Raw genomic sequence first — 24,817 nt, forward strand, 5'->3', positions numbered from 1 at the left:
AAGCGCAAAAAATGCCGTAATCCAATCGTAAAATTAGATGGTTTTTTTTGTCGCAGAGCTGGTGTTAAACCTTCGGTTCATCGCTTAAGTTAATGACCCGCAAGCAATTCGCTGGATACCGTGAAAAAATCCGGCGACCATTACCGCTCAGTCTCATCCCCTGGAGTCCGCGTGTCGCAACACAGCCCCGATCTGCCCCCCGATCTTTTGCCCCTGGCTCAGATGCCCCTGTTGAAGCGCTTGGCGGCGCGGTTTTTCGGCCATGGCCTGAATCGCCTGCGGGCTCAGCATCGCGCGTCCTGGCTGCACGGTCAGGCCGACGGCTTTCGCAGCGGGCACACGGCAGGCGTGGAATACGGCTATCAGGAGGGACGGCTCGAAGGGCTGGAGGAAGGGCGTCAGGTGCTGCTGATTCGCGACAGTCGCAACACCGAGCACCGGCCGCCGGGGGTGGATGACCGGCTGTTCGACGACTGGCGCCTGCCGCTGAGCGCCGAGTTGAAAAAACGCTTCAAGGCCGATGTCTCCCGGTTGCTGGCGCCGCAGGCCCAGCCCAGCGCTGCCCAATGGAAGATGATTTTCAGCGACACGCCTGCCACTGCAGTGATTGCCGGGGCCGGGGCGGGCAAGTCGACTTCTTTGGTATTGCGCCTGCTTTTGCTCAATCACTACCTGGGATTCGAGCTGGATTCCATGACCGTAGTGACTTTCACCCGGGAGTCACGCAAGGATTTCATCAACAAGCTGGTGCAGGTCTTTGCCCTGTGGGGCCGGGCGCTCAGCCCCCGGGAAGCCCGGGATCTGGTGCGCACCTTCCATTCGCGGATCTTGCCCATGGTGCGCAGTCTGCCGGGGTTCGAACGCCTTCAGGCCTTCGAGAACCTCAGTGAGCGGGTGCAGGGTGCCGAAGACGAGGTGGACAGCAACCCCTTCGACCTGCGAATCAACGATGCCCAGCGCAAGCACCTCAATGCCTGCTACCAGGCGCTGTACCGCAGCGACGAACGCTTTCGCCTGGCGCTCAAGCCCTTGCTGCGCCACGCCTTGCAGCTCAAGGAGCTGGAGCGCGATCACCCCGATGTACAGAAGCGCGTGGCGGTCACCGAGCTGGCGGCCAAGCGTGATGAGGAGCTCTGCGACACCGTGGAAGACCTGTGGTTTCGTGCCGGGGCCTGGCCGATCAAGGGCATCGAGCCTCAGCGCCAGAGCTTTGAAATCAACGGATCGACCTTCCATTGCCATGGCTATGCCGCTGAGCTGGATGCCTGGGTGGTACTGGGCTTCGACCCGCGGGAGAACCCGCAGATCAGTCGGCCCGGAGCCAAGCTGACGGTGCGGGCGGAGTGGGCGGTAAAGCGCACCTTGTTTCAAGCTTTCTGTCGTAAGCCATTGATTTGGTTGGATAGTTACGAATCATCCAGGCGGGCTTTGGGCGCCTTTTCTGCCGAGGTCAGTGCCGGCCCGGGCTTCGACTACAAGGTCAAGGGCGAGCTGGCTTCGGCGCCGTTGCTGGATTGTTTTGTTGCCGCCGCCGGTTTTATCGAGAACCTGGGGCTGGATGTGGGCGACGCGGTCGGCAACATGAGCTTCGCCCAGGATGATCCGGACCGATTCTTCTTCGAGGCCTTGAGCCTGTTCTGGCGAGCCCTTGAAGACCACTTGCTGGATCAGTCGCCGCCGATCATGAGCTACAACCGGATGTTCGCCCTGTTCAGCGAGCGCTCCCCGGAAAACTTCAAGCTGCTTAGCGACAGTTGCCTGAGGCCGATGTCGCATCTGATGATCGACGAGTTTCAAGACGTTTCGCCGCAGATCGTTTCTTGGATCAAGGCCAGTCTCAGGGAGATTCGCAGCCGTGGCGCGGCCCTGCACGTGGGGCGTGGAGCCCAGCATTCTTCCTTGCTCTGCGTGGGCGATGACTGGCAATCGATCTACGGCTGGCGCGGCAGTTCGCCGAAGTACTTTATCGAGTTCAACAAGGAGTTCCCGTCTCCGGCCACCAATCGAGTCATGCTCAGCGAGAACTACCGCAGTCATCAGCATGTGATCGATGCGGCGGAGCATATTGTTCGCGCAGCCCCGGCGATTGCCGGAAAGAAGGCCAAGGCCAGTGGCGAGGCCAAGGACCTATGGCCGGTGCAAGTACTGGATCGTGACGATCAGGGCCTGGCCCAGCGCCTGGCAGAGCACTACCGGCAGGGCGATTCAATCTTGATGTTGTTTCGAAAAACTAGCGATAAGTTATTGATAGAAGAGCATATTTCACCAATAGTTAATGTTGATTCTAGTTTGCCTCCCGCGGCTCGACGGCTCAAGCAACTCACCTATCACAGTGCCAAGGGTTTGCAGGCGGACGCGGTGTTCCTGCTGGGAGATTGCCAGCACCTGAGCAGCTCGCCCTACAAGAATCAGGTGTATCGCATGGCTGGCCTGGGCAAGGATGGCGACGCCGAACCCTACGACAGCGCGCAGAAGGACGAGATCCTGCGCCTGGCTTATGTGGGGATCACTCGGGCGGCCAAGCACTGCTACTGGTACGTCGATCGCCAGGAGGCGGCGGCGGGCAATGCGCCCAAGGCTTCGGACCGGGTGCCCCGAGACAAGCCATATTTCCGCGACCTGCGGCAATGAGGACGAAAAAAGCCCGCCGGTCAGGCGGGCTTCGGTCGATGGGGCCTGGCGTCAGGCCTTGAGTGTCAGGGACGGAGCAAAGGCCTCCAGTTCATCTTCCACCGCCTCGATTATTCGTTCGACATCCGCGGCGCTCATCACCGTGGCACAGGGAATGCCGGCGATGGCGATCATGGTTTCGCCGCTGGCACGGTCGAAGAGCCGGGCGATCATGCTGCCTGGCGCATCCATGCTGGCCTCGAAGCCCAGGGGATGAAAATGCCAGCGCATCAGCTGGCAGGCGTTGGGAAAGGTGACTTTACTGGCCCAGACTCTGTTCATCGGTGGCCCACCTTGATTCATTGAGCGCTTCCTTGTGCTCGCGGTAGGAACGATCGGCTCGTCAATGACCCGATCAGTCAAGGGTTTAAAAATAGCACCGGCTTGTGACCGCTCGCAGTTTTTTTGCCCACCGTCCGGCGGTTCACTCGCAGATTTTTGATGCACGTCATGTATTCGCCCAAATGGGGCTAGAGAACCCGGGTCCTTGGCTGAAGGACGGTCATTGATGCCTCTGCCGAAGTTCGGCAAGCTGCGCTTTTTTGGCTGTTCGAGATCCTTATGACTGCCCCTGACGACGGGCCTCTGCAAACCCAGGCCACCGGTGAAACCGTGATGCGTTATCACCTGTGCTGGAAGCACCGCGACCTCGATGGCGTGATGGCGCTTTACCATCCGCAAATCCAGTACAACGACTTTTTCCAGAATCGCACCCTGGGCCTCGCTGAGCTGCGGGAATACGTGCGTGTGAGCATGCCCCGCGCGCCCGATGAGGCCCTGGAGCACTGTGATCGCATTCGCCTGGATGGCAACACGGCCTTTATCCAGTATCAGGTGACCCTGCGGGGTGGCCAGGGCCTGGTGTCGTTCCGCTCCAGTGAAGCGATTACCGTGCGCGACGGCCTGATTTGGCGGGTCAATGAATATGCGTCCCTGGTGCGTGAACCGGCGCCGGACAGCTCTTCAGCCAGCCTGCGCCCGGCGGTCAGCCGCCTGGGGCTGTCGCCGCGCCAGTTGAGTTTCATGGCCGAGGACTTGCAGCAGTACTTCCAGCGCCAGCAGCCTTACCTCGATCCGCAACTGGACCTGCAGCGGGTCGCCCGGGAGTGCGGCTACAGCCGCAATCAGATTTCCTACCTGCTCAATCAGGTGCTGGGCCAAAGCTTCTACCGTTATGTGAACCAGGCGCGCCTGCAGCATGTGCTGGCGGCCCTGGACCAGGCCGCGCCGCCGCTTCGGGTCGACGAACTGGCCTTTGCGGCCGGGTTCAATTCCCTGTCGGCGTTCTACAGCTGTTTTCGCCAGCACACCGGGCAGTCGCCCAAGGCTTATGCCAAACAAATTTCTTTGCGTGCACGCGCGCAAGACAGCCCCTGAAGACAGGGACTAGGATCGCCGCATTCGAAGTTCGGATTGCGGAGTGCTTGCATGCCAGCGTGGCGCAGTATCAGTTTGTGGATGGACCAGTTGGACGAGCCGCTGTTGCCGCGCCCGTCCCTTGAGCAAGACCTTGATCTGGACGTGGCGATCATTGGCGCCGGTTACACCGGGCTGTGGACGGCCTATTACCTCAAGCGCCAAGCGCCGCAGCTCAAGGTGGCGGTGATCGAGGCCCAGACCGCAGGTTTCGGCGCCTCGGGGCGCAATGGCGGCTGGCTGATGGGCAATCTGCTGGGAGAAGACCGCCTGCTGGCAGGGCTGTCGCCGGAGCAGCGTCGAGCCTCTTTCGACCTGCTGCATGGCATTCCCGATGAGGTGGCCAACGTCATCGAACGGGAAGGCATCGACTGCGATTACCGCAAAGGCGGGGTGCTGTATTGCGCGGCCCGCTATCCCGAGCAGGAAACCAGCCTGCGCCAGTACCTGGACAAGCTCTACGCCCAGGGCCTGAACCAGGACGATTACCGCTGGCTGAACCCCGAGCAACTGGCTCAGCAGTTGCGGGTGGCCAACGCCTATGGCGCTATCTATGCCCCCCATTGCGCCACCATCCAGCCGGCCAAGCTGGTGCGCGGGCTGGCGCGTGCGGTGGAGCGCCTGGGGGTGAACATTTACGAGAACAGCCCGGTGACCCATTGGCAGGCCGGCAGCCTGCAGACCCGCCACGCCGCAGTGCGCAGCCGCTGGATAGTGCCGGCGGTGGAGGGGTACTCAGTGACCTTGCCGCCCCTGGGTCGTTATCAGTTGCCGGTGCAAAGCCTGCTGGTGGCCACCGAGCCCCTGCCGGAATCGACCTGGGACGAAATCGGTCTGAACCAGGGCCAGGCCTTCAGCGAAAGCAGTCGCCAGGTCACTTACGGTCAGCGCTCCATGGATAACCGCCTGGTGTTTGGTGCCCGGGGTGGATATCAGTTCGCCAGCAAGCTGCGCCACGATTTCGACCTGAGTCGGGACGAGGTGGAGCTGCGTCGCTACCTGTTCGGCGAGCTGTTCCCGCAATTGAAGAACGTGCGCATCACTCATTCCTGGGGCGGCAACCTGGGCATGTCCCGGCACTTCATGCCGCACATGCTGTGTGACCGGCGCAAGGGCATCGCCTTGTCCGGTGGCTACGGCGGCGAAGGCGTCGGCGCCAGCAATCTGGGTGGCCGGACCCTGGCCGACCTGATTCTCCAGCACGACAGCCCGCTGGTCCGCCAACCCTGGGTGTTGGCGCAAAGCGGCCTCGACGCCCTGCGGGTCTGGGAACCTGAACCCTGCCGCTGGCTGGGCTACAACGCGATCATTCGCAGCTTTGTCCATGAAGACCAGACCCTGGCCAACCCGGCTTCGCCTGCGTGGCGGCGGCGTCTGGCCAGCCGGGTTGCCGGGTTCATGGAAGGCTTCATGCACTGAGTCGGGTTTCTTGCACCGAACGATGTCCGTTCGGTTTTTTCAACCAAAGGTAGAGCCATGAGCATCACGCAATTCAAGCACACCGCCACGGTCACCCTGGACGAGTCGGCGCCGGTCGCCGTGCCCCTGGGGACGCCCGTGGCCGTGACATCGGTGACTGCCGTCGAACGCAACGACGGGGTCGAAACCGGGATCTGGGAATGTACTCCGGGGCGCTGGCGGCGGCAGATCGTCGCCCAGGAGTTCTGTCATTTCATCCAGGGCCGCTGCACCTTCACGCCCGACCATGGCGAGCCCCTGCACATAGAAGCCGGCGATGCACTGATGTTGCCGGCCAACAGCACCGGCATCTGGGATATCCAGGAAACGGTGCGCAAGACCTACGTCTTGATTTTCTGATCCCTTGATTGCCTGCCAATAACAAAACCAGCCACAGGTATCGACTCATGATCCGCAAGACTTGCACTTTGCTGTTACTCAGCCCCTTGTTCCTGGGCGCTTCTCTGGCCCAGGCCGCCGACACGGTCAAGATCTACAACTGGTCGGACTACATTGCCCCGGACACCACCAAGCAGTTCCAGAAGGAAACCGGGACAGGTTTCACCTATGACGTCTACGACAGCAACGAGACCCTGGACGGCAAGCTGATGACCGGTAAATCCGGTTACGACGTGGTGTTCCCCTCCAACCATTTCATGGCGCGGCAGATCCAGGGCGGGGCGTTGAAGAAGCTCGACAAGAGCCAGTTGCCCAACTGGAAAAACCTCAACCCGGCGTTGCTCAAAGCGCTGGAGGTCAATGACCCGGGCAACCAGCACGGTTTTCCGTACCTGTGGGGCAGCACCGGGATTGGCTACAACGTGGCCAAGATCAAGGAAGTGCTGGGGGATGACGCACCGCTGGACTCCTGGGACCTGATCTTCAAGCCCGAGTACATGCAGAAGCTGCAGAAGTGCGGCGTGGCGATTCTCGACAACGGCCCCGAACTGATTCCCACGGCCTTGAATTACCTGGGGCTGCCACACCACAGCAAGAACCCGGCGGACTACAAGAAAGCCGAGGCGCTGCTGATGACGGTCCGGCCTTATGTCAGCTACTTCCATTCGTCGAAGTACACCAGCGACCTGGCCAACGGCAATATCTGCGTGGCGGTGGGGTTCTCCGGGGACATCCTGCAAGCGGAGAGCCGGGCCAGGGAAGCGAAGAACGGGGTGGAGATCGGCTATTCGATTCCCAAGGAAGGCTCGCCGATCTGGTTCGACATGGTTGCCATGCCCGTGGACGCACCGGATGAGAAGGCCGGGTATGCCTTCATGAACTACCTGCTGCGCCCGGACGTAATGGCCAACATCAGCAACTACGTGCATTACGCCAATGGCAACCAGCAAGCCGATGCTCTGGTCGACCCAGCGATCAAGAACGACACCAAGGTTTACCCGAGCCCGGCCATGATGGACAAGTTGTTTGCCCTGGAAGCCATGCCGCTGGACATCGACCGTATCCGCACCCGCTTGTGGAACAAGATCCGCAGCGGCAACTGATCCCCACCCCCACAAACGGCGTAGGAGCCGGCTTGCCGGCGAAGAGGCCTCAGAGGCAAGCACTGCCCTTGAGGACGCCTTCGCTGGCAAGCCAGCGCCTACAACTGGCTGTTTTCCGGGAGCAGGGCGCCGCCGTCCACTATCAGGGTCTGGCCGGTGATGTAGCCGGCCTGTGGCGAGGCCAGGAACAGCATGGCGTAGGCAATGTCCTCAGGCGTTCCCAGGCGCCCGAGGGGAATGCCCCTGGACAGGGTCGCGGCGTCATCAGGTCATGGCGGGCGGCGCCGATCGCCGTACCCTGGGAATGCCCGTGGCCGTGACATCGATGACCGCCGTCGAAGGCAGCGACGGGGTCGAAACCGGGATCTGGGAATGCGCCCCCGGGGTGCTCGCGACGCCTTTGATCGGCTCGCCTCTTGCAAAATCGGCGTTGGATGAAGTCAGCCCAAAATACGCCGCTACGTCAGACCACCCTTAGCGGCGGGCTGATTAGGCGCAAAGGACCTCCGCAACACCTTCCTCTATAGCCAACGCCTTTGCATTTTAGAAATGCTAATTCGGAAACAGAATTTGCATCGCTTTTGCGGCCGGCTAGAGTCAACTCGAACAAGCACATTGATGTGGCTCTTGCACGGATGCACGGAGACTGGCGGCCTCTACCTCATGGCCGGCAGTTCGCCTTGAAACAAGGAGTGTTATGAACAAGCCGATCAAGAATATCGTCATCGTGGGCGGCGGTACTGCGGGCTGGATGGCCGCCTCGTACCTCGTCCGGGCGCTCCAACAGCAGGTAAACATCACGCTCATCGAGTCTGCGGCGATCCCCCGGATCGGCGTGGGCGAGGCGACCATCCCGAGTTTGCAGAAGGTGTTCTTCGACTTCCTCGGGATACCGGAGCGGGAGTGGATGCCCCAAGTGAACGGCGCGTTCAAGGCCGCGATCAAGTTCGTGAATTGGAGAAAGCCTCCCGACCACTCGCGCGACGATTACTTCTACCATTTGTTTGGCAGCGTGCCGAACTGCGACGGCGTACCGCTTACCCACTACTGGCTGCGCAAGCGCGAACAGGGCTTCCAGCAGCCGATGGAGTACGCGTGCTATCCGCAGCCCGGGGCGCTTGACGGCAAGCTGGCACCGTGCCTGCTCGACGGCACCCGCCAGATGTCCCACGCGTGGCACTTCGACGCGCACCTGGTGGCCGACTTCTTGAAGCGCTGGGCCGTCGAACGCGGTGTGAACCGTGTGGTCGACGAAGTCGTGGAGGTTCGCCTGAACGACCGCGGCTACATCTCCACCCTGTTAACCAAGGAAGGTCGGACGCTGGAGGGAGACCTGTTCATCGACTGCTCCGGCATGCGGGGGCTCCTGATCAATCAGGCCCTGAAGGAGCCCTTCATCGACATGTCCGACTATCTGCTGTGCGACAGCGCGGTCGCCAGCGCCGTGCCCAATGACGACGTGCGCGAGGGGGTCGAGCCGTACACCTCCGCGATCGCCATGAACTCGGGGTGGACCTGGAAGATTCCGATGCTGGGCCGGTTCGGCAGCGGCTACGTCTTCTCGAGCAAGTTCACCTCGCGCGACCAGGCCACCGCCGACTTCCTCAACCTCTGGGGCCTCTCGGACAATCAGTCGCTCAACCAGATCAAGTTTCGGGTCGGGCGCAACAAGCGGGCGTGGGTCAACAACTGCGTCTCGATCGGGTTGTCGTCGTGTTTTCTGGAGCCCCTGGAATCGACGGGAATCTACTTCATCTACGCCGCGCTTTACCAACTCGTGAAGCACTTCCCCGACACCTCGTTCGACCCGCGGTTGAGCGACGCATTCAACGCCGAGATCGTCTACATGTTCGACGACTGTCGAGACTTCGTCCAGGCGCACTATTTCACCACGTCGCGCGAAGACACGCCGTTCTGGCTCGCGAACCGGCATGAGCTGCGGCTCTCGGATGCCATCAAAGAGAAGGTTCAGCGCTACAAGGCGGGACTGCCGCTGACCACCACGTCGTTCGACGATTCCACGTACTACGAGACCTTCGACTACGAATTCAAGAACTTCTGGTTGAACGGCAACTACTACTGCATCTTTGCCGGCTTAGGCATGCTGCCCGACCGGTCGCTGCCGCTCTTGCAGCACCGACCGGAGTCGATCGAGAAGGCCGAGGCGATGTTCGCCAGCATCCGGCGCGAGGCCGAGCGTCTGCGCACGAGCCTGCCGACGAACTACGACTACCTGCGGTCGCTGCGTGACGGCGATGCGGGGCAGTCGCGCAACCAGCGCGGGCCGACACTCGCGGCGAAGGAAGGCCTGTAGTGGAACGCACCTTGAACCGGGTATCCGCATTCGCGGCCACGCACGCCGCCGTGGCGGCCTGCGATCCGCTACAGGCGCGCTCGCTGGTTCTGCAGCTGCCTGGCCTGAATCGTAACAAGGACGTGCCGGGCATCGTCGGCCTGCTGCGCGAGTTCCTCCCGGTGCGCGGCGTGCCCTCCGGCTGGGGCTTCGTCGAAGCCGCTGCCGCGATGCGGGACATCGGTTTCTTCCTGGGGTCGCTCAAGCGGCACGGACATGAGCCTACGGACGTGGTGCCCGGGCTTGAGCTGGTGCTGCTCGACCTGGCACGCGCGACCGACCTGCCGCCGCGCGAGACGCTCCTGCATGTGACGGTCTGGAACCCCGCGGCGGCCGACGCGCAGCGGAGCTACACAGGGCTCCGCGACGAAGCGCACCTGCTCGATAGCGTGCGCATCTCGATGGCGGCCCTCGAGGCGGCCATCGCGGTGACCGTCGAGCTGTCCGATGTGCCCCTGCGGTCGCCCGCGTTCGCGCAAGGGTGCGACGAGCTAGCAGCCTATCTGGAGAAAATGGTCGAATCGATCGTCTACGCGTACCGCTTCATCTCGCCGCAGGTCTTCTACGATGAGCTGCGCCCCTTCTACGAACCGATTCGAGTCGGGGGCCAGAGTTACCTCGGCCCCGGAGCCGTAGAAATGCCCCTCTTCGTGCTGGAACACGTCCTGTGGGGCTCGCAATCGGAAGACCAAGCTTATCGAGAATTCAAAGAGACGTACCTGCCCTACGTGCTTCCCGCGTACAGGGCGGTCTACGCTCGGTTCGCTGGGGGGCCGGCAATCATCGATCGCGCGCTCGCCGAGGCGCGAGCGGTCGATGCACGAGGCGAGTCCGTCCGGGCTGGGCTGACAGCCCTCGAGCGGGTCTTCAAGGTGCTGCTGCGCTTCCGGGCGCCTCACCTTAAATTGGCGGAGCGGGCGTACGAAGTCGGGCGAAGCGGCCCCGCAACCGGCAGCGGAGGGTACGCGCCCAGCATGATCGGCGATCTACTCACGCTCACGTGTGCCGCGCGGTCCCGCATCCGCGCTGCGCTCGACGAATCCTGACGCGCACGGCCAGGTCCTATCTGACAAGGAGAGTTTGCCCCATGACTCAGCAGAGCCCCGCGAACGGGCGCGATAGCAACCATTTCGACGTGATCATCCTCGGCTCCGGCATGTCCGGAACCCAGATGGGAGCCATCCTGGCCAAACAACAGTTTCGCGTGCTGATCATCGAGGAGTCGTCGCACCCGCGGTTCACGATCGGCGAATCGTCGATCCCCGAGACGTCGCTCATGAACCGCATCATTGCTGATCGCTACGGCATTCCGGAGCTGGGCCACATTACGTCGTTCTACTCGACGCAGCGTTACGTCTCGTCGAGCACGGGCATCAAGCGCAACTTCGGCTTCGTGTTCCACAAGCCCGGCCAGGAGCACGACCCGAAGGAGTTCACGCAGTGCGTCATTCCCGAGCTGCCGTGGGGACCAGAGAGCCATTATTACCGGCAAGACGTCGACGCCTACCTGTTGCAAGCCGCCATTAAGTACGGCTGCAAGGTTCGCCAGAAGACCAGCGTGACCGAATACCACGCCGATAAAGACGGCGTCGCGGTGACCACCGCCGAGGGCGAACGGTTCACCGGCCGGTACATGATCGACTGCGGAGGCCCGCGCGCGCCGCTCGCGACCAAGTTCAAGCTCCGCGAAGAACCGTGTCGCTTCAAGACGCACTCGCGCAGCCTCTACACGCACATGCTCGGGGTCAAGCCGTTCGATGACATCTTCAAGGTCAAGGGGCAGCGCTGGCGCTGGCACGAGGGCACCTTGCACCACATGTTCACAGGCGGCTGGCTCTGGGTGATTCCGTTCAACAACCACCCGCGGTCGACCAACAACCTGGTGAGCGTCGGCCTGCAGCTCGATCCGCGTGTCTACCCGAAAACGGACATCAGCGCGCAGCAAGAATTCGATGAGTTCCTCGCGCGGTTCCCGAGTATCGGAGCTCAGTTCCGGGACGCCGTGCCGGTGCGCGATTGGGTCAAGACCGACCGCCTGCAGTTCTCGTCGACCGCCTGCGTCGGCGACCGCTACTGCCTGATGCTGCACGCGAACGGGTTCATCGACCCGCTCTTCTCCCGGGGGCTCGAGAACACCGCGGTGACCATCCACGCGCTTGCGGCGCGTCTCATCAAGGCGCTACGCGACGACGACTTCTCCCCCGAGCGCTTCGAGTACATCGAGCGCCTGCAGCAAAAGCTTTTGGACCACAACGACGACTTCGTCAGCTGCTGCTACACGGCGTTCTCGGACTTTCGCCTATGGGACGCGTTCCACAGGCTGTGGGCGGTCGGCACAATCCTCGGGCAGTTCCGGCTCGTGCAAGCCCACGCGAGGTTCCGCGCGTCGCGCGACGAGGGCGACCTCGATCACCTCGACAACGACCCCCCGTACCTCGGGTACCTGTGCGCGGACATGGAGCAGTACTACCAGTTGTTCAACGACGCCAAGGCCGAGGTCGAGGCCGTGAGCGCCGGGCGCAAGTCGGCCGAGGAGGCCGCGGTGCGGATTCACGCCCTCATCGACGAGCGCGACTTCGCCAAGCCGATGTTCGGCTTCGGGTACTGCATCACCGGGGACAAGCCGCAGCTCAACAACTCGAAGTACAGCCTGCTGCCGGCGATGAAGCTGATGTACTGGACGCAGACCCGTGCGCCGGCAGAGGTGAAAAAGTACTTCGACTACAACCCGATGTTCGCGCTGCTCAAGGCGTACGTCACAACCCGCATCGGCTTGGTTCTGAAGAAGTAGTCGGTCTAGGACGACACAAAAGCGATGAACAACATTCAACTGGATCAAGCGAGCGTCAAGAAGCATTCCCCGGGGGCGTACGACGCGACCACGCGCGTGGCCGCGAGCTGGTACGTCGCAATGCGCTCGCACGACCTCAAGGGCAAGCCGAAGGAGTTGACGCTCTTCGGCCGTCCGTGCGTGGCGTGGCGCGGAGCGACGGGGCGGGCAGTGGTGATGGACCGCCACTGTTCGCACCTGGGCGCGAACCTGGCTGACGGGCGGGTCAAGGACGGGTGCATCCAATGCCCGTTTCACCACTGGCGGTACGACGAGCAGGGCAAGTGCGTTCACATCCCCGGCCACAGCCAGGCGGTGTGCCGGCTGGAGCCCGTGCCGCGCGGGGCGCGCCAGCCGACGTTGGTCACCGCCGAGCGATACGGCTACGTGTGGGTCTGGTACGGCTCCCCGCAGCCGCTGCACCCGCTGCCCGAAATCGCCGCGGCCGACGTCGACAACGGCGACTTTATGCACCTGCATTTCGCGTTCGAGACGACGACGGCGGTCTTGCGGATCGTCGAGAACTTCTACGATGCGCAGCACGCGACCCCCGTGCACGCGCTCCCGATCTCGGCCTTCGAGCTCAAGCTTTTCGACGACTGGCACCGGTGGCCGGAGGTTGAGTCGCTGGCCCGGGCGGGCGCGTGGTTCGGTGCCGGGATCGACTTCACCGTGAACCGCTACTTCGGCCCCCTCGGCATGCTGTCGCGCGCGCTCGGCCTGAACATGTCGCAGATGAACCTGCACTTCGATGGCTACCCCGGCGGGTGCGTCATGACCGTTGCCCTGGACGGAGAGGTCAAATACAAGCTGCTCCAGTGTGTGACGCCGGTGAGCGACGGCAAGAACGTCATGCACATGCTCATCTCGATCAAGAAGGTGGGCGGCGCCCTGCGCCGTGCGACCGACTTCGTGCTGTTTGGGCTGCAGACCAGACAGGCCGCGGGGTACGACGTCAAAATCTGGAACGGGATGAAGCCGGACGGCGGCGGCGTGTACAGCAAGTACGACAAGCTCGTGCTCAAGTACCGTGCGTTTTACCGGGGCTGGGTCGACCGCGTCGCGGGTGAGCGGTGATGCATGAGGCCGAGCCGGTATCGGCCGCGTCGCTCCGCCAGGCGCTCGCGAACCTGGCGAGCTGCGTCGCGGCCACCCGCTTCGCGTCGGCGTCGCTCTTTCCGAGGTACTCATGACCATCTGGCTGTTGCAACTCGTGCTGGTGATCGCGCTCTGCAATGTCTGCGGCCGCATTGCCGAACGCCTCGGCCAGTGCGCGGTCGTCGGCGAGATCGCGGCCGGTCTGCTGTTGGGACCTTCGCTGTTCGGCGTGATCGCACCGAGTTTCTACGACCTGTTGTTCGGCCCACGTACGCTGTCAGCCATGGCGCAAGTCGGCGAAGTCGGCCTGATACTGCTGATGTTTCAGATCGGTCTGCATATGGAGTTGAGCGAGACGCTGCGCGGCAGACGCTGGCGCATACCTGTCGCGATCGCGGCGTGCGGGCTCATCGCGCCGGCCGCGATCGGCATGATCGTCGCCAGCGTCTCGAAAGATACGCTTGCCAGCGACGTGCCGGCGCTGCCCTACATACTCTTCTGCGGTGTTGCGCTTGCGGTATCAGCGGTACCGGTGATGGCGCGCATCATCGACGACCTGGCGCTCAGCGCCATGGTGGGCGCACGGCACGCAATGTCTGCCGCGATGCTGACGGATGCGCTCGGATGGATGCTGCTTGCAACGATTGCCTCGCTCTCGAGCGGCCCTGGCTGGGCATTTGCGCGCATGCTCGTCAGCCTGCTCGTGTATCTGGTGCTGTGCGCGCTCCTGGTGCGCTTCGTGGTTCGACCGGCGCTTGCGCGGCTCGCATTGACTGCGCATGCGGCGCGCGACCGCTTGGCCGTTTTGCTTTGCTTCGTAATAGCGTCGGCACTCGCGACGTCGCTGATCGGATTCCATAGCGCATTTGGCGCACTTGCGGCGGCGCTGTTTGTGCGGCGCGTGCCCGGCGTCGCGAAGGAGTGGCGCGACAACGTCGAAGGTTTCGTCAAGCTTGTGCTGATGCCGGTGTTTTTCGCGTATGCGGGGCTGCATGCCTCGGTCGGCACGATCGACGACGCGGCATCCTGGATGTGGTTCGGTGTATTCCTCGCGGGCGGATTCATCGGCAAGTTCGGCGGCAGCTATCTGGGCGCGCGTGCCACCGGGCTTGTGCCACACGATGCGATGCTGGTGAGCTCGTTGATGAATACGCGCGGCTTGATGGAGCTAATCGTCCTGTCGATCGGTCTGCAGATGCAGATCCTTCCACCAAAGGTCTACACGATCCTCGTGGTGTTCGCGCTGGTGACGACGGCGCTGACCGCACCGCTGGTTCGATTCACGCTGCGCGTGCAATCGCGCGCAATGAGCCAACAGGCCATCTGAGCCAGCTTGAGGGGAGAGATCACCATGAATGCTGCCACCGAAACCAAGGCTCAGGATTTGCTCGATGCCGAGGGCTGCGATGTTCGCGATGTCCGCGAGCTGCGCAACTTGCTGGGGCAGTTTGCTACCGGTGTGACCGTGATCACCACGCGCACCGCTGAGGGCCGCAACGTCGGTGTGACAGCCAACTCGTTCTCCTCACTCTCGCTATCGCCGGCGCTGGTGCTCTGGAGCCTGGCACGCACCGCACCGAGCCTGAAGTTTTTTTGCTCGGCGAGTCACTTCGCCATCAATGTGCTGGGCGCGCACCAGCATCACTTGTCGGAGCAGTTCGCACGGGCAGCCGCTGACAAGTTCGCCGGTGTAGCTCATTCCTATGGCAAGGCGGGATCCCCGGTGCTGGACGATGTGGTGGCAGTGCTGGTGTGCCGTAACGTCACCCAGTACGAGGGCGGTGATCACCTGATCTTCATTGGCGAGATCGAACAATACCGATACAGCGGCGCAGAACCGCTGGTCTTCCATGCAGGCCAGTACCGGGGTTTAGGGAGCAATGAAACAGACAGTGCACTCAAGCTCGAATAGCCCGGTTTGTGTGATCCTCTGGCGGTAGGGGGCACTGATCTGCGTCCGGATTGCGTAGTGCCACAGTTCATCTTGAGCAACTTCCCAGCGCCTACAACTGGCTGTTTTCCGGGAGCAGGGCGCCGCCGTCCACTATCAGGGTCTGGCCGGTGATGTAGCCGGCCTGTGGCGAGGCCAGGAACAACATGGCGTAGGCAATGTCCTCAGGCGTTCCCAGGCGCCCGAGGGGAATGCCCCTGGACAGGGTCGCGGCGTCGCCGAGGTTGTCCATGGCTTGGGTGGCGATAAGCCCCGGTTCGACGCCGTTGACGGTGATTCCATACTCCGCCAGTTCCAGTGCCGCTGCACGAATGAAGCCATTGACCCCCGCCTTGGACGCCGCGTAGTGGGCCAGTCCGGGAATTGCCGTGCGTGGGCCGGTCACCGATGAGGTGACGACGATCCGCGGTGCTCGGGCCCGGCGTAGCGCCGGCAAGGCTGCCTGGGTCAGCCAGAAGCAGCTTTTCAGATTCACCGCCAAGGTGCTGTCGAGGGTCTGCTCCTCAAGCTCGGCCAGCTTCTGCAGCGGAAAGATCCCGGCGTTGTGCAGCAGCAGGTCCAGGCCGCCGAAGGCGTCCAGGGTCGCCGCTATCGTCTGTTCGGCGGCTGCCCGGGTGCCGAGGTCCAGGGTCAGCAGCTCCGCTGTTCCGCCGGCCTGACGAATCAGGCGTTGGGTTTCGGCGCCTGACGCAGCGCTGCGGGTGGCCAGCATGACCTTGGCGCCCCCGGCGGCGAACACCTGAGCGATCGCCCGGCCAATGCCTTGGCCCGAGCCGGTGACCAGGGCGATGCGCCCGCAGTCATCCTGGCTCATGGCCGGGCTCCTGGCAGGACCTGGGCCAGGCACTGGTCCAGCAACCGATTGTGCAGGTCGACCTGCGCCTCGCGGGTGGCCGGACACACCAGGGCCATGTTGTGGAATGGGGTCAACAGCACCCCGCGATTGAGCAGGTACAGGTGCAGGTACGCCTCGATCAGAGCATGGCGGGCGTGGTGGGCTTCGCCACCGTTACGCGGGGCCTGCTGCATGAACAGGTATTCGACCCGGGCACCGATGCGGGTCACATGCCAGGGCAAACCGTGCTTGCCGATGATGCTGTCGACGCCGGCTCGCAGGCGCTCCGCGAGCAGGAACATGCGTGCGTAGTTTTCATCGTTCATCACTTCGCTGAAGGTGGCGCGCATGGCGGCCATTTGCAGGGCGTTGCCGGCCAGGGTTCCACCGAAGCCGAAGTGGTTGATCGCCTGGCCCGGCTGGAAATGCGGCAGTACCCGCCAGATCCGTTCGGCCATGGCCTGGCTGCAGCCCCAGACAGCCGTGGGAATGCCCCCGGCGATGGATTTTCCCAGGACGAAGAAGTCCGGCTGCAAGCCCTGTTCGCCGCAATAGCCCCCCGGTCCACAGGACAGGGTATGGGTTTCGTCAATGATCAGCGGTACGTCATAGCGCTGGGTCAACTGCCGCAAGCCGTCATGGAAAACCGGGGCCGGAGGCACCATGCCGACGTTGGTCATGAAGGGTTCGGTCAGCACCGCGGCCACGTCGCCATGGGCCAGCGCCGCCTCCAGGGCCGGCAGGTCGTTGAACTCCACCAGTCGGGTGGTGGAGGCGTGCTGCAAGCCGTTGGCGTGCACGCCGTCTCGGGGAATCATCTGCCCCTGGGCGTCGAATTCCACCTGGGATTCGTCGACGCTGCCGTGGTAGTTGCAGTTGAACACCAGGACCTTCTGCCGTCCGGTGATCATCCGGCACAGGCGCAGGACAAAGCGGTTGGCATCGGTGGCTGAAGTGGTGACCTGCCAATAGGGCAGACCAAAGCGCCGGCTCAGCTCCTTGCCGACCCACAGGCTGTCGGCGGTGGGCAGCATCAGCGTCGAGCCATGCAGGGCCTGTTCGGCAATGGCTGCGGCCACGGCTGGCTGGGCATGGCCGAACATGGCGCCGGTGTCGCCCAGGGCAAAGTCCACGTACTCGCGGCCGTCGCAATCGGTGAGGGTCGCACCACGGGCATCCGCCACCATGATCGGGTAGGCGCCGGGCCATTGCTGCATCCAGTGCAACGGCGCGCCGTACAGCCAGTGCTTGAGGTTTTCCTGATAGAAGGCGCCGGAGCGCGGGTGTTGCTCGACAAACAGCTGCAGTTCGGACTGATAGCAGCTGGCGACGCGTTGCAGATCAAGGCCCAGAGTCATGGAAGTATCCTGTGAAAAGCGCTGCCGGCTGGCGCTAGGACAAGCCGGCAGCGGTGCGGAATCAGGGGTGTTGGGTTCGGTTGAGGACCTGGGCCAGGGCGCCCACCGGGAAGTTGGCGGCATGGCTGAAGTCTGCACCCTGGTAGCCGAATATCTTGCCGTCGCTACGCCCGGCCTTGAGGTCGATCAGCACCAGGCCCAGGGTCGGGACGATCTTCTCGCGCCAGACAAACAGGTACAGCTGCTCGGCGATCTTGTAGTAGTGACAGCGGTCGGTGTCCGCCAGGCCTTGCTCGACACCCCTGAGGCACTGCCAGCTATAGAAGTTGGCATTCAGGTAGATGTGCTCGTAAGCCTCGCTGGCGCTGTAGACATACTGGTTGCGCAGGCCGATCAGTTCGGCGGTGGGCGCATGTCGCGCAGTCTCGGCCGTGGGCAAGGCATCGATTGCACCCTGGAGGAACTGCGCCTTGACCGAGGTCAGCTCGCCGCCAGCCAGCGCCCGGCTGAACAGGTCGACGCCGCATTCGGCCTGGCTCGGCATCTGGCCGATCACGGCGGTGAAGCACTGGCGCTCAAGATCGAGGATCAGGCTTACCGAATGGGACTGGCCTTGCTCCTGCTTGAGGAAGTCCACCAGGTAGATACCGGGGCGTATCGAAGTGGCGCGATAGGGCAGGTCGTCACTGGCGTGCTGGCCGAGGCTGTTCCAGCGCAGGGTGTCGACAGCGAAGTGGTGTTCGATCTGCCAGCCGTTGTCGAAGTGCAGGGTCAAGGTGCGACCGGACAGATCATCCACCCCCGCAAGGATGTGATTGTCGTCTGCAAAACCGTCCGCCAGGGCGCCGACGGTGATCCACTCAGGTTGCTGATTCATGGCAAGGCTCTTGTCCAGGAAAGGAGAACCCCATGTTCTGCCTGGGCGCCGATGCCGCCCATCAACCAAATGGTTGAGCCGGTGGCCCGTTACAAGAACAGCGTGCTCACCAGCTCCGTGCGATTGCCGACCCCGACCTTGCGAAACAGGTTGATCAGGTGGGTCTTGACCGTGGGCAGCCCCAGGTCCAGGCGCCTGGCGATGCTCTTGTTGTCGGCACCATCGCGCAGCAGCCAGGCGATCTCCCGTTCCCTGGGGGTGAGGTTGGCCAGACGTTCGTCGACCTGGGAATAGGGCGCCAGGGCAGCGATTTCCAGCAGGCCCTGCAAGGCATGCAGGGTGCCCAGTTCGTCGACGCTGAAATGCCCCAGGGCATTGTCCCGCAGCAACGACAGGCCGGCGATGGGGCGTTCACCGTCACAGGCGAGAATCTCCACCACATCCAGTACCCCGTGGCGTTGCAGGAACCCCTGGTAGACCTCGGTTGCATGACGGCCCTGCTGGGCCATGCCCATGTGCAGCGACAGCACCGGGCGCCCGGCGGCGGCACAGTTGCGTGGCTGCAACGGGTCGTAGTGGCGGTAGCGTTGCAAATAGGCCTGGTGCATCTGCTCGGGCATGCGGTACAGCGAGAAGTCCCGGGCCTGCAGGTTCGGATCGATGCGGTAGAAAGCGCAGAGGGTGGCGGGTACCACCCGGGTAAAGGCGGCGATGCAGCGTTGCCCCAGTTCATGGGCCCCGGGCAAGGAAGTGGGCGCAATCATCGGATAGCTCCTGGCTGCCGGCTGGGCAGTGGCTCGGGTGGTTGGGGACTGTGACGGGTGTGCGCTGTCCGTGTCAGGGCGAGTGAAAACCAGGAGCGGGGCGCCTGGCAAGCAGGGATGCAGCACAGGCTGCGGTCGCTGTTTGATTGACCGCAGCCGGTTGCAACGATCAGCGCTGGGCCTTGCTCAACCCCTCGGCGAGGGCATCGACTATGGCATCCACCTGTGGCTGCTGGATCACCAAGGGCGGCGAGAGAATGATCTTGGTGCCCACCGGGCGCACCATGACGCCATTGTCCCGGGCAATCTGTGCCACCTGATTGGCATAGCCGCTCATGGGGTCGATGGGTTCGCGGGTGGTCTTGTCTGCCACCAGATCCAGGGCCAGCATCAGGCCTTGGCCCCGCACTTCACCGACGGTGTCGAAGCGCTCGACGAAGGGCCGCAGCTTGTCCAGCATGTAGTCGCCCATCTTCGCCGCGTTGGCCGGCAGGTCTTCCTTGACCACGATGTCCAGGCAGGCCAGGGCCGCAGCGCAGGCCACCGGGTGCCCGGAGTAGGTGTAGCCGTGCATGATGGCGCCGGTGAAGTTGGCGTTTTTCTCGAAGGCGGCCTCGATCCGCCGGTTGACCACTGTCGCGCCCAGGGGGATGTAGCCCGAGGTGATGCCCTTGGCCAGGCACATGATGTCGGGTTTGACTCCCCACAGGCGGCTGCCGAACATCGAGCCGCTGCGGCCGAAGCCGGTGACCACCTCGTCGGCGATCAGCAGGACGCCGTACTTGTCGCAGACTTCGCGGATCAGCGGCCAGTAGTTGGCCGGTGGCACTATCACGCCGCCGGCGCCCTGGATCGGCTCGGCAATGAAGGCGGCCACGGTGTCCGGGCTCTGGAACTGGATCTCCCGTTCCAGCAGGTCGGCGCAGATCTTGCCCAGCTCTTCCGGGTCCTGGCTGTAAGGGTTGCGGTACAGCCAGGGCGTATCGATGTGGTAGCAGCCGGGCAGCAGGGGCTCGTAGTTGCGCCGGAACACCGTGTTGCCGTTGACCGAGGCGCCACCGAAGTGGGTGCCGTGGTAGCCCTGGCGCAGGGAAATGAACTTGGTGCGGTCGGCCTGGCCTTCGAGCTTCCAGTACTGGCGGGCCAGTTTCAGGGCGCTTTCGATGGCATCCGAACCGCCGGAACTGAAGGACACCCGGCACATGTCCTCGGGCTCCAGCAGGTTCATCAGCACCCGGGACAGCTCTTCGGCACGAGGGTGGCTGACCCCATCGAACAACTGGAAATACTCCAGCTCATCGAGCTGGGCGGTGATGGCCGCTTTCACTTCCTTGCGGTTGTGGCCGACGTTGACGTTCCACAGCCCGGCGACGCCATCCACCAGCTGGTGGCCCTTGTCGTCATAGACATAGCAACCATCGCCGCGGACGATGCGGATCGGTTCGCGTTGCTTCATTTCGTTGGGGTGCAGCATGGGGTGCCAGAAACGGCTTGCTTGGCTCACGTTGAGTCTCCTGAAAACGCACGGACAGCGTGGAGCTATTAGTGCGTCATTTGCGGGCTTCTGGCTTGCCTCTGTGTGCCAGGACATTTGACCCAGGCTGCCAGTGGCGATTTGGCGGGTATCGCTGCCGGCCATTGGCAGGGGCTGGCTTGCCAGCGAGGGCGTCCGTGCAGGCGGCGCAAGGCTTGCGGGCCTGTGCGCCGGCAAGCCGGCTCCTATGGCCAGCCCAGGCGCCGCTGGCGCTGGCAGCCAGGGCCAAGTTTTGCGGCAGCCAGGATCAAGACGGCATCCGACTTTGGGCTCAAAGTCCACCTCGAACAAGGTCTACCTGCGAGGAATCAAGATGAGCGTTGCCATCGACCCACGTGTCGCTGCATTCATAGACAGTCAGCACGGCCTGCTGATTGACGGTCTCAGCCAGCCCGCGCTCTGCGGAGCACGGATGCCGGTGTACAACCCCGCCAGTGGCGAGCAGTTGACCCAGGTTGCCGCCGCCGCCCAGGCCGATGTGGATCTGGCGGTGGGGGCCGCGCGCCGGGCCTTCGAAGGCAGCTGGAAGGCGTTGCGTCCCGCCGATCGCGAGCGCCTGCTGTTGAAGCTGGCGGATCTGCTGGAGGCCAATGGCGAGGAGCTGGCGCAGTTGGAGACTCTCAACAACGGCCAGTCGATCCATCTGGCCCGGGCCCTGGAGGTGGGAGCAGCGGCGGAGTTCACCCGCTACATGGCCGGTTGGGCCACCAAGATCGAAGGCAAGAGCCTGGATGTGTCCATCGCCGCGGTGCCGGGGGCACAGTACCGGGCTTATACGGTGCCGGAACCGGTGGGCGTGGTGGGAGCCATTGTGCCGTGGAATTTTCCGTTGCTGATGGCCATCTGGAAAATCGTCCCGGCCCTGGCTTGCGGCTGCACCGTGGTACTCAAGCCCGCCGACGAGACTCCGCTCACTGCGCTGCGCCTCGGCCAGCTTTGCCTGGAAGCGGGGATCGCCCCCGGCGTGGTCAACGTGGTGACCGGCAGTGGCGCCCAGGCCGGTGCCGCGCTGGCCGCCCATCCGGGGATCGACAAGCTGGCGTTCACCGGTTCGACCCAGGTCGGCAAGCTGATCGGCCACGCGGCGGTGGACAACATGACGCGCTTTTCCCTGGAGCTGGGTGGCAAGTCGCCGGTGATCGTCCTCGACGACTGCGACCCGCAGACTGCTGCCGCTGGGGCGGCCGGGGCCATCTTCTTCAATCAGGGACAGGTCTGCACGGCGGGCTCGCGGCTGTATGTCCAGCGCGGGATCTACACCCAGGTGCTGGAGCGCCTGGTGGCCATTGCCGAGTCCTTGCGCATTGGCCCGGGGTTGGACGAGCAGGCACAGATCAATCCGCTGATTTCTGCCAAACAGCAGAAGCGCGTGCTGCAGATGGTCCAGCGCGGGGTCGAGGAGGGCGCCAAGGTGCTCTGCGGCGGAGTTGCCCATGGTGAGCAGGGCTTTTATGTCCGTCCCACGGTGGTGGCCAACGTCAACGCCAACCTGCAACTGGTGCGCGAGGAGATTTTCGGCCCGGTGGTGGTCGCGACGCCTTTCGATTCTCTGGAGGAAGTGGTGGCCCTGGCCAATGACAACCAGTACGGGCTGGGTGCAAGTATCTGGTCCAACGATCTGAGTCAGGTCATGCAACTGATTCCCCAGATCAAGGCAGGCACCGTTTGGGTCAACACCCACAACATGCTGGACCCGTCGATGCCCTTCGGCGGTTACAAGCAATCGGGCATGGGCCGCGAGATGGGCCATGCGGCCATCGAGGCCTATACCGAGAACAAATCGGTGTGCATCGCTTATTGAGCACGCCCCACGCAGACGCCTTTGCCGGCCAGCCGGTTGACTGTAGGAGCCGGTTGGCCGGCGAAGAGGCCCCCAGGACAGGCGTCATTCTCATGGACGTCTTCGCTGGCAAGCCAGCGCCTACAGGGCGTGAACATGATTTCAGCTGCGTCAGACAGCCAAGCTCTGCGCCCTTGCCGGGCGTGCCCTTGAAATGCCTAGAACAACAATCATCAACCCATGCTTTCGAGGTTTACCATCATGTCGCTCAACGACAGACTCAAGCACCACCTGGATCAGGGCGTGGTCGGCTTTCCCACCGCGCTGGCCAGTGCCGTGGGCCTGATCATGGCCAGCCCGGTGATCCTGACGGCCACCACCGGATTCGGTATCGGTGGTGGAGCGTTCGCCGCGGCGATGGTGATCGCCCTGCTGATGATGCTGGCGCAATCCACCACCTTCGCCGAAGCGGCCTGCCTGTTGCCCACCAATGGCTCGGTCTATGACTACCTGGCCTGTGGCCTGGGTCGTTTCTTCGCCATCACCGGGACCTTGTCCGCCTACCTGATCGTGCATGTGTTTGCCGGGACGGCGGAAACCATTCTCAGTGGCGTCATGGCCCTGGTGAATTTCGAATCCCTCAATACCCTGCTGGAACAGAGCGGCAGCGCCTGGTTGGTGGGGGTCGGGTTGGTAGTGTTCTTCGGCCTGCTCAACGCGGTGGGCATCACCGCCTTCAGTCGTGCCGAGGTGATCCTGACCTTCGGCATGTGGACCACCCTGATCATCTTTGGCGTGCTCGGGGTCATCAAGGCCCCGGCTGTGGAGCTCGATGGCTGGTTCGGCGCGTCAATGGTGGGGACCGACCTGACGACCATCCTGTCCCTGGTGGGCATGGCCATGTTCATGTTCGTCGGCTGCGAGTTCGTCACCCCCCTGACCCCGGATGTACGCAAGGCCGCGAGGACCATTCCCCGGGCCATGGCCCTGGGGCTGGTAGGCGTCGCGGTGTGCATGTTCATCTACGGCGCGGCCATGAAGCGCCAGGTGGAAAACATTGCCTTGAGTGAGGATGGCAGCGTGCATTTGCTGGATACGCCCATGGCCATTCCGCATTTCGCCGAGCAGATCATGGGGCCGTTCGGCCGTATCTGGCTGGGGATCGGCCTGCTGTTTGCCGGTGCCGCGACTATCAACACGTTGATGGCCGGCCTGCCGCGAATTCTCTATGGCATGGCCCTGGACGGGGCATTACCCAAGGTTTTCACCTACCTGCACCCGCGCTTCAAGACACCGCTGCTGTGCATCGCCGTGGCGGTCCTGATTCCCTGCCTGCATGCCTGGTGGCTGGGTGGCAGCACCGACAGCATCATGCACCTGGTGCTGGCGGCGGTCTGTGCCTGGAGCACCGCCTACCTGCTGGTCACCTTGTCGGTGGTGATGTTGCGCATTCGCCGGCCGGATTTGCCGCGGGCTTATAAATCGCCATGGTTTCCGTTGCCGCAGATCCTGTCTTCGGTGGGGATTGTCCTGGGCATGTGGTTCATCACTCCCCCCGGGATGAATCCACGGGATATTTATGTGCCCTTCGGCAGCATGTTGGGCCTGACCGCAATCTACGCGCTGGTCTGGACCCTGCTGGTACAGAAGGTCAATCCGTTTCGTCCGGTGCCGGTGGAGGAGGTGCTGGAACAGGCGCTGAGCCTGTCGCCGGATGAAGTACCAAGCCCTCGGGAGAACCTGTCTGATGAATCTTTCAAGCTGGCGACAAAACCTCTTTGAATTCTGGCACCGGGCACCTTCGGGCTATCGCCCGGGGGTCACCCTGGGTCAGGTGCGGCGGGATCTGGCGGGCCTGGATTTCACCCCTCGCTCTGCTGGGCTGGGTGTTTTCCACTGCCCGCAAAACGCTCTGGAGTTCGAAGTGCGGGAGCGTCCCCAGGCGCAGTTCCTGATGCATATCGTGGTTTGTGAGTGGCGTCTGCGGGTGCCCTGCGAGCGTCCCGGGCAAGCGCGGATCGGCCTGCGCCACACCGGGGCGATTCGTCGACAGGGCGTCGCCGCGCGATTGCTTGCGGGGGAGGCAGAGCAATGGGCGCCCTTGCTGCAGAAGCTGTGCAGTGATCAGTCGTTGCTGGAGCGGCTGCTGCCGCTGGACTTCAAGCACCTTGAGCTGTGGCGGGATGAGCAGGGCTGGCAAGTGCGCCTTGAACACTTTGGCGCCAGCGAGGTGGTCAATCGTTTACCGGGGTTCAGGCGCTACATACGCTTGAGTGTCCAACAGCGGGCGGCGCTGTTGGGCAGCTTCACTGAGTTGTACAAGCTTCTACGAGAATTCTGACCGACATAACCGTAAGCACTGGCATACACCCTGCTTAAGCCATAACAGAC

Annotated in this window: 20 protein-coding genes and 2 pseudogenes; 15 read left to right on the top strand and 7 right to left on the bottom strand. The window is 63.2% G+C overall.

Annotated features, from left to right (window positions below; all coding sequences use genetic code 11):
- The first annotated feature begins 171 nt into the window (after positions 1-171).
- Positions 172-2,631 (top strand): UvrD-helicase domain-containing protein, encoded by a 2,460-nt coding sequence (locus LOY69_RS14460; RefSeq protein WP_265074811.1) that lies wholly within the window; start codon positions 172-174, stop codon positions 2,629-2,631.
- A gap of 51 nt (positions 2,632-2,682) precedes the next feature.
- Here the strand turns inward: LOY69_RS14460 and LOY69_RS14465 are convergent, their stop codons facing one another.
- Positions 2,683-2,952 (bottom strand): DUF1652 domain-containing protein, encoded by a 270-nt coding sequence (locus LOY69_RS14465; RefSeq protein WP_102865161.1) that lies wholly within the window; start codon positions 2,950-2,952, stop codon positions 2,683-2,685.
- Positions 2,953-3,231: 279 nt separating this feature from the next.
- On the opposite strand from LOY69_RS14465, the gene LOY69_RS14470 reads away from it, so the two are divergent.
- Genes LOY69_RS14470 through LOY69_RS14485 form a run of 4 tightly spaced genes read left to right on the top strand, consistent with a single transcriptional unit; the run spans position 3,232 to position 7,046 of the window.
- The gene (locus tag LOY69_RS14470) at positions 3,232-4,047 is read left to right on the top strand and encodes a helix-turn-helix domain-containing protein (RefSeq protein WP_102879463.1); all 816 of its coding nucleotides are present in this window, start codon (positions 3,232-3,234) and stop codon (positions 4,045-4,047) included.
- Between the two features lie 51 nt (positions 4,048-4,098).
- Positions 4,099-5,505, top strand: a complete 1,407-nt coding sequence (locus tag LOY69_RS14475) for an NAD(P)/FAD-dependent oxidoreductase (protein WP_102879462.1) — start codon at positions 4,099-4,101, stop codon at positions 5,503-5,505.
- 57 nt (positions 5,506-5,562) lie between these two features.
- Entirely contained in the window at positions 5,563-5,904 is a 342-nt protein-coding gene (locus LOY69_RS14480; RefSeq protein WP_102865158.1) for a cupin domain-containing protein, read from the top strand.
- Positions 5,905-5,951: 47 nt separating this feature from the next.
- Positions 5,952-7,046 (top strand): polyamine ABC transporter substrate-binding protein, encoded by a 1,095-nt coding sequence (locus LOY69_RS14485; RefSeq protein WP_265074812.1) that lies wholly within the window; start codon positions 5,952-5,954, stop codon positions 7,044-7,046.
- A 98-nt stretch (positions 7,047-7,144) separates the two neighbouring features.
- Here the strand turns inward: LOY69_RS14485 and LOY69_RS14490 are convergent.
- Positions 7,145-7,309 (bottom strand): annotated as a pseudogene (locus LOY69_RS14490) (SDR family oxidoreductase); the annotation flags it as partial.
- A 35-nt stretch (positions 7,310-7,344) separates the two neighbouring features.
- Here LOY69_RS14490 and LOY69_RS14495 point away from each other — a divergent pair.
- From LOY69_RS14495 to LOY69_RS14525, 7 genes and pseudogenes are all read left to right on the top strand, one after another.
- A pseudogene (locus tag LOY69_RS14495) lies at positions 7,345-7,431 on the top strand (cupin); the annotation flags it as partial.
- A gap of 312 nt (positions 7,432-7,743) precedes the next feature.
- Entirely contained in the window at positions 7,744-9,360 is a 1,617-nt protein-coding gene (locus LOY69_RS14500; RefSeq protein WP_213666306.1) for a tryptophan halogenase family protein, read from the top strand.
- Entirely contained in the window at positions 9,360-10,445 is a 1,086-nt protein-coding gene (locus LOY69_RS14505; protein ID WP_265074813.1) for a monodechloroaminopyrrolnitrin synthase PrnB family protein, read from the top strand. The genes LOY69_RS14500 and LOY69_RS14505 overlap by 1 nt, the downstream gene beginning before the upstream one ends.
- 41 nt (positions 10,446-10,486) lie before the next feature.
- On the top strand, positions 10,487-12,190 hold the full coding sequence (locus tag LOY69_RS14510; RefSeq protein ID WP_102865153.1) for an NAD(P)/FAD-dependent oxidoreductase: 1,704 nt from the start codon (positions 10,487-10,489) through the stop codon (positions 12,188-12,190).
- 24 nt (positions 12,191-12,214) lie between these two features.
- On the top strand, positions 12,215-13,306 hold the full coding sequence (locus LOY69_RS14515) for a Rieske 2Fe-2S domain-containing protein (protein WP_110595600.1): 1,092 nt from the start codon (positions 12,215-12,217) through the stop codon (positions 13,304-13,306).
- 112 nt (positions 13,307-13,418) lie between these two features.
- Positions 13,419-14,654 carry a cation:proton antiporter gene (locus LOY69_RS14520; protein WP_265074814.1) on the top strand — a complete coding sequence of 412 codons (1,236 nt, stop codon included), beginning with the start codon at positions 13,419-13,421 and terminating at the stop codon, positions 14,652-14,654.
- Between the two features lie 24 nt (positions 14,655-14,678).
- Positions 14,679-15,239 carry a flavin reductase family protein gene (locus tag LOY69_RS14525; protein WP_265074815.1) on the top strand — a complete coding sequence of 187 codons (561 nt, stop codon included), beginning with the start codon at positions 14,679-14,681 and terminating at the stop codon, positions 15,237-15,239.
- Positions 15,240-15,330: 91 nt separating this feature from the next.
- On the opposite strand, the gene LOY69_RS14530 is transcribed toward LOY69_RS14525, so the two are convergent.
- The 5 genes from LOY69_RS14530 to LOY69_RS14550 all read right to left on the bottom strand — a co-directional run bounded on the left by LOY69_RS14530 (position 15,331) and on the right by LOY69_RS14550 (position 20,616).
- Entirely contained in the window at positions 15,331-16,092 is a 762-nt protein-coding gene (locus LOY69_RS14530) for an SDR family oxidoreductase (RefSeq protein WP_265074816.1), read from the bottom strand.
- Positions 16,089-17,471, bottom strand: coding sequence for an aspartate aminotransferase family protein (locus tag LOY69_RS14535; protein ID WP_265074817.1), 1,383 nt, complete (start codon positions 17,469-17,471; stop codon positions 16,089-16,091). The genes LOY69_RS14530 and LOY69_RS14535 overlap by 4 nt, the downstream gene beginning before the upstream one ends.
- A 61-nt stretch (positions 17,472-17,532) precedes the next feature.
- Positions 17,533-18,348, bottom strand: coding sequence for a molybdenum cofactor biosynthesis F family protein (locus LOY69_RS14540; RefSeq protein WP_265074818.1), 816 nt, complete (start codon positions 18,346-18,348; stop codon positions 17,533-17,535).
- Between the two features lie 89 nt (positions 18,349-18,437).
- Positions 18,438-19,112, bottom strand: a complete 675-nt coding sequence (locus LOY69_RS14545; protein ID WP_102865145.1) for a helix-turn-helix transcriptional regulator — start codon at positions 19,110-19,112, stop codon at positions 18,438-18,440.
- 169 nt (positions 19,113-19,281) lie between these two features.
- Positions 19,282-20,616 carry an aspartate aminotransferase family protein gene (locus LOY69_RS14550; protein WP_265074819.1) on the bottom strand — a complete coding sequence of 445 codons (1,335 nt, stop codon included), beginning with the start codon at positions 20,614-20,616 and terminating at the stop codon, positions 19,282-19,284.
- A gap of 343 nt (positions 20,617-20,959) precedes the next feature.
- On the opposite strand from LOY69_RS14550, the gene LOY69_RS14555 reads away from it, so the two are divergent.
- From LOY69_RS14555 to LOY69_RS14565, 3 genes are all read left to right on the top strand, one after another.
- Positions 20,960-22,447, top strand: a complete 1,488-nt coding sequence (locus tag LOY69_RS14555; protein WP_123390987.1) for an aldehyde dehydrogenase family protein — start codon at positions 20,960-20,962, stop codon at positions 22,445-22,447.
- Positions 22,448-22,687: 240 nt separating this feature from the next.
- Positions 22,688-24,208 carry an APC family permease gene (locus LOY69_RS14560; protein ID WP_123390984.1) on the top strand — a complete coding sequence of 507 codons (1,521 nt, stop codon included), beginning with the start codon at positions 22,688-22,690 and terminating at the stop codon, positions 24,206-24,208.
- On the top strand, positions 24,174-24,767 hold the full coding sequence (locus LOY69_RS14565; RefSeq protein WP_102879453.1) for a DUF3156 family protein: 594 nt from the start codon (positions 24,174-24,176) through the stop codon (positions 24,765-24,767). The genes LOY69_RS14560 and LOY69_RS14565 overlap by 35 nt, the downstream gene beginning before the upstream one ends.
- Positions 24,768-24,817 lie beyond the last annotated feature (50 nt).

The sequence above is a fragment of the Pseudomonas sp. B21-059 genome (genome assembly GCF_026016285.1).
Lineage (GTDB): Bacteria > Pseudomonadota > Gammaproteobacteria > Pseudomonadales > Pseudomonadaceae > Aquipseudomonas > Aquipseudomonas danubii.